This is a genomic window from Clostridium sp. (genome assembly GCF_021372645.1).
Lineage (GTDB): Bacteria > Bacillota > Clostridia > Clostridiales > Clostridiaceae > Clostridium.
The window spans coordinates 1-7,713 of record NZ_JAJFUC010000056.1 but is presented as its reverse complement, the minus strand read 5'-3'; the positions used below and the strand labels follow the sequence as shown (position 1 = coordinate 7,713).

At 28.5% G+C, this 7,713-nt stretch carries 8 protein-coding genes; 7 read left to right on the top strand and 1 reads right to left on the bottom strand.

Annotated features, from left to right (window positions below; genetic code table 11):
* Positions 1–225 precede the first annotated feature (225 nt).
* Positions 226–615 carry a zinc-ribbon domain-containing protein gene (locus tag LLF98_RS09515; RefSeq protein WP_291702969.1) on the top strand — a complete coding sequence of 130 codons (390 nt, stop codon included), beginning with the start codon at positions 226–228 and terminating at the stop codon, positions 613–615.
* A 225-nt stretch (positions 616–840) separates the two neighbouring features.
* Here LLF98_RS09515 and LLF98_RS09510 read toward each other — a convergent pair whose 3' ends face one another.
* Positions 841–1,047 (bottom strand): alpha/beta-type small acid-soluble spore protein, encoded by a 207-nt coding sequence (locus LLF98_RS09510; RefSeq protein WP_291702968.1) that lies wholly within the window; start codon positions 1,045–1,047, stop codon positions 841–843.
* Between the two features lie 137 nt (positions 1,048–1,184).
* On the opposite strand from LLF98_RS09510, the gene iadA reads away from it, so the two are divergent.
* The 6 genes from iadA to LLF98_RS09480 all read left to right on the top strand — a co-directional run.
* Positions 1,185–2,354, top strand: coding sequence for a beta-aspartyl-peptidase (iadA, locus tag LLF98_RS09505; protein WP_291702967.1), 1,170 nt, complete (start codon positions 1,185–1,187; stop codon positions 2,352–2,354).
* Positions 2,355–2,563: 209 nt separating this feature from the next.
* Positions 2,564–4,192, top strand: a complete 1,629-nt coding sequence (gene aspD, locus LLF98_RS09500; RefSeq protein WP_291702966.1) for an aspartate 4-decarboxylase — start codon at positions 2,564–2,566, stop codon at positions 4,190–4,192.
* Between the two features lie 130 nt (positions 4,193–4,322).
* Positions 4,323–4,778 (top strand): hypothetical protein, encoded by a 456-nt coding sequence (locus LLF98_RS09495; protein WP_291702964.1) that lies wholly within the window; start codon positions 4,323–4,325, stop codon positions 4,776–4,778.
* Positions 4,779–5,069: 291 nt separating this feature from the next.
* A complete protein-coding gene (locus LLF98_RS09490; protein ID WP_291702963.1) occupies positions 5,070–6,176 on the top strand; it encodes a DUF3810 domain-containing protein in 1,107 nt (368 codons plus the stop codon).
* 86 nt (positions 6,177–6,262) lie between these two features.
* The gene (locus LLF98_RS09485; protein WP_291702961.1) at positions 6,263–6,832 is read left to right on the top strand and encodes a GNAT family N-acetyltransferase; all 570 of its coding nucleotides are present in this window, start codon (positions 6,263–6,265) and stop codon (positions 6,830–6,832) included.
* Positions 6,833–7,178: 346 nt separating this feature from the next.
* Positions 7,179–7,713, top strand: a 535-nt coding sequence (locus LLF98_RS09480; RefSeq protein WP_291702959.1) for a Wzz/FepE/Etk N-terminal domain-containing protein, incomplete at its 3' end; no start/stop codon positions are given.

Genomic DNA, 7,713 nt, shown 5'->3' with positions numbered 1-7,713 from the left:
ATGGTTAAAATCATCAATTATAAATAATGTATTCTTTGAAAGTATATTTAAGGTAAAAGCGGTTATAGGGAACTTCATTGAAAATATAAATAAAGTTCCTACACAAATAATAGACAGGCTTTGCATTAGAATGTAGAAACTTTATTAAAACATATATATTAGAAATATTATATCATAGCCAAACAAAAAGAAATTTTGATAAAAAGAATAGAGGTTAATCAAATTATGTTTTTTATAGGTGTATTAGGAATAGAAAATAAAGATAAAGAAATAAAAATTTTAAACAATATAAGTTGCAAAAAATGTAATAAGACAGTTAGCGGAAAACTAATTAAAAATTTTGATTTTTTTCACTTCTTTTTTATTCCAATTTTTAAATGGAATGAAAAATATTATGTGGTATGTGATCAATGTAAGTCGGTATACATCATTCCAAAGGACAAAGGGAAAACTATTGAACATGGAGAAAATGTAGAAATAAGTTACTGGGATTTACAAGAAATGCATACTGATAATTATAACAATAATTATTATGAAGAAAATATATGCGCAAATTGTAGGAAAAAAATAGATCGAAAATTTAAATATTGTCCTCATTGTGGGGCGAAAATTTAAGCTGAAAAAACAATTAAGGGTAAAATAAAATTCATTAATATTAATCGAAAAGATTATAGTTATGAAGAAATTATGGAAAATATAAAAAAATGTTCAAATTGTGATGCTACAGAAAATAAAAGATTTATGCCTTATGAAGCGACTTCTGTTTAAACTGCACAAGTCGCGTTTAAAATTCAAGGATGAAAGTGTTTTATCCATTGGTATTGCTATATTATAACAAAATTACTTATCAATTAAATTCTTTTCAAATGCTTCTACCATCTTCTTAGTCATTAATCCACCAATCGCACCGCCAATATGTCCATTTAATCTTGATGTTCTATTTCCCTCATAGTTATCATTAAATTCTATGACAATTTCATTTGCAAATTCATTTCTTAATTTTTCAAGTTCTTTTTTTGCTTTTAGAACTAAAGGTCTTCTACTCATAATTTAAGGCATCCATATCAGTATTAGTTTTATTATTTTGTGTGAAAATATACTTAGTAAATTATTCTGAAGAGTTTTAAAAGATTTATTATAAGAATTGAATTTTTTACTCATACTATTTCTAAGAGGTGATTTTAATGATTTTAATTAAAAATATTGATACATATAGTCCAGAACATATTGGTAAGAAGGATATCTTGACAACTTTTGATAAAATTGCATACATTTCAGAAAAAATAGATTTACCAGCTAGTAATTTTCCAGAAACTGAGATTATAGATGGCTCAAAGTTAAAAGCCATTCCAGGAATTATTGATTTACATGTTCATATAACTGGAGGAGGGGGAGAAGGAGGATTTATTAGTAGAGCACCAGAGCTCATGCTTACACAACTTACTACAAATGGAGTTACAACCTGTATTGGTTTACTCGGCACCGATGGTACTACAAGAAGTATGGGGAATCTTATTGCAAAAGCAAGAAGTTTAGAACTAGAGGGATTAAACACTTATGTTTGGACTGGATCCTATGCAGTACCAACCAGAACAATTACGGATAGTGCTAGGGGTGACATTATATTAGTAGATAAAATAATAGGTATAGGAGAAATTGCAATTTCTGATCACAGATCAAGTCATCCCTCAGATCAAGATTTAATTCATTTAGCTACAGAGGCACGACTAGGCGGTATGCTTTCTAGTAAATGTGGAATACTTCATGTTCATGTTGGAGACGGTAAAAATGGAATAAATCCATTATTTTATATAAGAAAAAATTCGGAAATACCTTATAGTAATATTTTACCTACCCATATAAATAGAAATTCTTTAGTTTTTAAACAAGCAATTGAGTATGTAATGGATGGGGGATTTATAGATATCACTACAAGTATAAGACCAGAAGGAAACGATGAAGTGCACCCTGTAGATGCGTTTCAAGAGCTATTAAAACACAATATTTCACCTTATCAAATTACAATGAGTTCAGATTCTGGTGGTAGCTCTCCGATATTTGATAGAAATGGTAACTTAACAAAATTTGGAGTCGGATCACCAAGTTCCAATATTGAAATTTTACAAAGTTGCATTAAAGCTGGAATACCTATGGAGTTAGCTCTTATTCCATTTACTTCTTCACCTGCTAAATTGCTTAAATTAAATGGAAAAGGTAATCTAACTGAGGGAGCTAGTTCAGATATAATTCTGTTAGACGAGAATTTAAAAATTCATTCTGTTATATGCAAAGGTAAGCTTATGGTTTATAACTATAAACCTATTGTCTTTGGTGCTTTTGAGAATAATAAATAATTTCGGAGATTATTTATTATTAACTATCTGTAGGTTGGATAGCGTGAGCTTGGTGGTGACCTCCCTCACAAAGGTGACAGTCACTACTAAAAATTCAATTACCCAATGAGTAGTCTATTTCACATATTAGTACTCAATACGAATAAATTATTAAATCTTAACAAACAATATAAATAATATTTACATTGTTTTAATAAGGAGTACTATTTATGGATATTAATAATGTTCAACGACAAGAAATAGAAAAAATTTATGGTAAGATTAGCCCCTTTGAATTTAAAAACAAATTAATTAACTTAGCACAAGGGCAAAAAGAAAAGAGTGCTCATACACTATTGGATGCAGGAAGAGGAAATCCAAATTGGATAGCAGCAACACCGAGGGAAGCTTTTTTTACTCTTGGTATGTTTGCAGTAGAAGAAACAAGAAGAGTTTGGAATGAGGGTGATTTGGCTGGTATGCCAAGAAAAGAGGGAATAGCTGAGCGGCTCTATGCATATTTGGATAAACATAAGGATATGCCGGGAACAACGCTCTTAACAAATATAATTGACTATGGAATTAAACGTCAAGACTTTGATGCTGATAGTTGGGTAATTGAGCTGGCTGATGCAATTATTGGCGATAATTATCCAGTACCAGATAGAATGCTAGTTCATATTGAAAGCATTGTTCATGAATATCTTGTTCAAGAGCTTTGCTATAACAAACCTCCTGCTGGTAGATTTAATATTTTTGCTGTTGAGGGAGCTACTGCAGCAATGTGCTATATATTCGATAGTCTAATAGCTAATGAATTGTTAATACCAGGAGATAAAATAGCACTAATGGTTCCCGTTTTTACACCTTATCTTGAAATACCACATTTGCCTCGATATAATTTTGAAGTTGTGTATATTAATGCAATAGAGCTAACAAGTGATGGAACCCATACTTGGCAATATCCTGAAAGTGAGCTAAATAAAATTAAGGATTCTAGCATAAAGGCTCTGTTTGTTGTTAATCCTAGCAATCCTCCTTCCGTTGCAATTAAACCTGATTGTGTTAAACAATTAGTACATATAGTAGAAAGTTGTAATCCAAATCTAATGATTATTTCTGATGATGTATATAGCACTTTTGTTGACAACTTTCGTTCATTGATGGCTGATTTACCTTATAATACAATAGGTGTTTATTCCTTTTCAAAATATTTTGGGGTAACGGGTTGGAGACTCGGAACTATAGTACTTCAAGAAGACAATATTTTTGATAAATTACTAAAAGAACTGTCGGAGGAAAAAAAGATTGAGCTTAGACAGCGCTATGGAGCACTTTCAATTCATCCTGATGATATAGTCTTTATAGATAGAATAGTAGCAGATAGCCGTCAAGTTGCTCTTAACCATACAGCAGGTTTATCAACACCTCAACAGGTTCAAATGGCTTTTTTCTGTGCTTTTGCTCTGCTTGATAAGGAAAATATATATAAGAAGCAGACAAAGGATATTTGCAGACGTAGGCAAAAGCTTCTATTCAAAGGGTTAGGTTTAGATTTAAGGAAGGATCCATATGATGCTGCCTACTACACAGAATTTGACTTGTTAGAATGGGCCATCTGCTATTATGGAAATGAATTTGGAGAGTATCTGCGAAAAAAATATAAGCCAGTAGATGTTCTATATAGATTAGCTGAAGAATCATCTATAGTATTATTAAGTGGTGGTGGTTTCCAAGGTCCCGAGTGGTCTATCAGAATATCTCTAGCAAATCTTAATGATGAAGCTTATTCAAAAATTGGTGAAGCACTTCACAAAATATTAGAAGAATATTTAGATTCTTGGAAAGCTACAATATAAATAATAAAAATTGTAACTGTAATACATTTATGCTTTTTAAATTATAAAAACCAATTATATTTAAGAATATTAATTGCAGAATAGTGAAAAAATACTTTTGAACTAATTAACCAAAGAAGGCGGTATATTTATGAAGATAGAAAGTTACTTCAGTGGAATTAAAGCTGCAAATGAAGCAGTAGAAGCATTAAAAAAAGTAGGCATAAACGATGCTGTAGCAGATTTGAATGATCATTACACAGGAAACAATAATCCCGGACGAAATACTCCAGGTACTGCAAGCAGCACAAATAGTTTAGCAAGTTATGTACTTACAAGCGATGATCCATTAGGTGATCCAAAGCTTGGACCACTGGCGGCTGCAAGCCCAATGGTAAGCGGCATGGGTGGATTTGAAGAAATTGTAGATATAAACTATAAGGTTATTGTAAATACAGATAGTAAAAATGAAGAAAAAGCAAAGCAAGTTATTACAAAAATGGGTGGAGATTTAAATGATCCTAATTTTAAAATGCCAAAAGGATTAGAAAACATATCCATAGATGATTTAGTTAGTACTATGATAAATAGTATGGATAGAACATAGATTGATTATATTTATTTCAAAGCAAATAAAGGTTTTACTTTTATGTTCTCTCAGATGAACACAACCCTGAAATGACCTCCTAAGTGTTTACATAAACATTCAGGAGGTCATATTTTATTACGATATTTATTAGACTGGGAAATTAATTTTGTTTTGAAATAATGCTTTTAACTTAATTAATAAGTAAATTATTACAATATATATGATACAATTATATTTGTGATAATAATCAAAATTAACATAGTCTGAAATTTTTGGAGTATGATTTTAAAATGAAAGGCTAAGACGAATATGGGCAAGTTAGAGAAAAGGGAAAAGAAATTATCGTGTAAAAATAAGTTGAAAATAAGTGGAGTCCTGCTTGGAGTTAGTTTTCTTTTATTTGCTATGTCACGATATATATATGGATTTTCAAATTTATACTATAAATATATTTATATAACATTAGTTAATACTGTTTCAAGAGGGCTTTCTTTAATTCCTTTTTCAGTATATGAGATAATATTATGTGGATTTGTAATATTTATTTTTATTAAGATAATAATGTATATATATTTAGGTTTAACTAAAAAACTTTCATTTAAGGAAATCGTAATAAGGTCTACAACTAATCTTCTTATTTATATATCAGTATTTATATTTTTGAATATGATAGATCTGGGAGTAAATTCTTTTAGATCAGATTTTGTTACATTGACAGGCCTAAAAGTTGAAAATAGCTCTGAAAAAAAGTTGATTGAACTTTGTGATATTTTTAAAGATAAACTTAATGAATTAGATGGAAAGATAAAAAAAGATGAAAATGGATTTTTAAAAGTAGATAATAATGTAAAAGAAGACGGAATAAGCAATATGAAAAATTTAGGACAAATTTATCCGTGTTTACAAGGTTTTTATCCACGTCCTAAACCATATATTTTTTCAAAATTAATGTCTTATCAATTATTAGAGGGAGAAACAACTTTTACATTAGAAGCCAATTATAATAATCAAATGCCAAAATGGAATATTCCAAGTACAATTTGCCATGAATTGAGTCATATAAGAGGATTCAATAATGAAGATGAAGCAAATTATATAAGTTTTTTAGCATGTATTAATTCTAAAAATTATGAGTATCAATATAGTGGATATTTAATGGCGTATTCTTATTGTATGAATGATTTATATAATTCTAATTTAGACGCTTTTAAAAAAATAAATAATGAACTTTCTAATAATGTAAAAATGGAATTAAAAAATGATTCATTATATTGGGATAAGTATAGGGGTGGAATATCAAAGACCTATGATAAGGTATATGATAAAGTATTAAAAATGGGTGGTCAGGAAGAGGGCATCAAAAGCTATAATGCTGTTGTGAAATTACTGATTTCAGGATATGAAGTTCAATATTAAGGCATATGAATGAAATAATTGCAGAATAATCATAAAAAACAAAATAACGAGAATATAGTGTATATAACTAGATAGGATGAACAAAAATGAATTTAAAACAATTAAGTAATGAAGATATTGAGAATATATATAGTAAGTATATGATAATTGACTTCCCAGCTGAAGAATTAAAACCAATTGACGTAATACAAAAGCTAATTAAGAGAAAAATCTATATATGTTATGGTTTGTACAACAATGAAAAATTATTAGCTTATGCATTTCTAGCTACTTCAAAATCATATGTATTGATTGATTATTATTCAGTATGTGAAGAATATAGAAATAAGGGAATTGGAAGTAAATTTTTAAATATTTTAAAGGAAAACTGTAAAAACTATAATGGAATCATAGTAGAAGTGGAAAATGTTGAATGTGCTTTTGATGAAGCTGAAAAAATAACTCGTAAAAGAAGAATAGATTTCTATAAGAAAAATGGAATGCGAATTACCACTGTTTCATGTACATTATTCAATGTAAATTACACTATTATGTGTTTATGTATTATTGACCTGGACGATTCATTTATTTATGAAGGACTAAAGAATATTTATAAAGAAATTGTTCCAAGTAAGCTTTATTCAAAATATGTAAAACTTAATTATTCAATGAAATAAATTTATACTTATATGATAACCAGCTTAAAGAAGAGGTTCTCTTTCTTTCTGGTGTAGAATATATTTTAGAGTATATATACCCAAATCCCAAATTGCACTTATGCTATGCATTACCTCTATTTAGGTAGGTTATACGCATAAGTGCAATTTTCATGTTGTGTAATTATATACATAAAGCAATCCATTAATTTTGAAGTAGTATTTATTTCTAATATAATTCCATTAATGCTTAACAAGTGATAAACATTATAATAAAAAAATGAATGAAAGGTAAACAAATTACTAAAACTATATTTACTTAAAATATTAAGTTGAAAAATATATTGATAATGGAGACTTTAAATATATGAATGAAGTATTTATAAATATTGAAGACATAATAAACATAATAAGAAAAAGATGGAGAATGATATTTTTAGTAACACTAATTACAACTATACTTTCTATAATTATAAGTTTTTTTATAATTTCACCTAAATATACGGCAAGTACCAAAGTATTTATAGGAAAAGAAAAAAATCAGGGACAGGATCAGAACTACAATACTAATGATGTTCAAATGTATCAAAAACTATTAAAGACATATGCAGAGATAATACAAACTAATGATTTAATTGAAAGAGCAACTAATTCAGAGAACTTAAACTTAAAATCAGAAAATATACTTAATAGTTTAACAGTCGCTCCAAGAGCAGATACACAAATCTTAGAAATTAGTTATACAAGTGCGGATAAAATATTAGCTAGAGATGTAGTGAATTCAGTTACAAATGAATTTATAAGATCATCTAAAGAACTTATACCAAATGGTAATGTAAAAATAATAGAAAGTGTAAAGGTACCAGAAAATCCAGTAAGTCCAAATAAAAAAATGAATGTAG